The 938-nt window shown below is 64.7% G+C and carries 1 protein-coding gene and 1 pseudogene; both read right to left on the reverse strand.

Annotated elements, in window-relative coordinates; genetic code table 11:
• The coding region (locus DBV10_RS22480; RefSeq protein WP_124515765.1) for an ATP-binding cassette domain-containing protein at positions 1–387 on the reverse strand (387 nt) is incomplete at its 3' end.
• A gap of 210 nt (positions 388–597) precedes the next feature.
• A pseudogene (locus DBV10_RS23250) lies at positions 598–938 on the reverse strand (50S ribosomal protein L3 N(5)-glutamine methyltransferase); the annotation flags it as partial.

The raw sequence follows: 938 nt of genomic DNA on the forward strand, positions 1-938 counted from the left end.
GGCGCGGGCCACGGCGTCGTGCGCACCGGCATCGTGCAGGTCCGAATAGGCGTGGGCAATGGCCATCCCGTCGTCGCTGGCTTCGGCGTCGGCCAGTTGCTGCTGAACTTCGGCCAGGCGGGTGTCACCCTCCAGCACGAAGGCGGTGGCCGACTGGTCGGTTTCGGGCATGTTCTGCGCCACCTCGGCCATGCGCCAGCTGGAGGGGATATGGAAATCCCCGCCGTCTTCGTGCAGCTTGCCGCTGAGCAGCGCGAACAGGCTGGACTTGCCTGCGCCGTTGCGGCCCACCAGGCCGACGTTTTCGCCGGGGTTGATGGTGGTGGAAACGCTGCCGAGCACGACTTTCGTGCCTCGGCGCAGGGTAACGTTCTTGAGGGTGATCATCCGGGGTTCAGAAAAAAACGCACCCGCACAAGGCGGGTGGCATTCAAACATTCTTACGACTTACGCAAAACAGGGTTCCAGCAAGCGGGCCGCCATGGTGAGCCACCTGTTGTTCCAACCTTGTTTTCGTAAGTCCTGATTCAAAAGCAGGGGGCCGTGCAGCCACGGCAAACGGTGCTGCCGATGCAGGCGGCAGTGGCGCGCAACCCTCTATTGTGCCGCGAGCCGGGTTTGGGCGGCCAGGGCCTGCCGGGTGACCAGCAAAACCTGGTCTTCTCCAGCGCTGGTATCCAGCCAGAAAACAGGCAGTTGGGGGAACGCGGCTTCGAAGTACGCGCGCTCGTTGCCGATCTCCAGAATGATCACGGCCTCTTCGCTCATGCAGGCGGGCGCGGCAGCAAAGAGCTGGCGCACAAAGTCCATGCCGTCATCGCCACCGGCCAGGGCCAGTTCGGGCTCGGCCCGGTATTCGCTGGGCAGCGCGGCCATGCTGGCGGCGTTCACATAGGGCGGGTTGCACAGGATCAGATCCCAGGGGCCGGGCAGGGCGG

Origin of the sequence: Acidovorax sp. FJL06, assembly GCF_003852545.1 — a bacterium.
GTDB lineage: Bacteria > Pseudomonadota > Gammaproteobacteria > Burkholderiales > Burkholderiaceae_C > Acidovorax.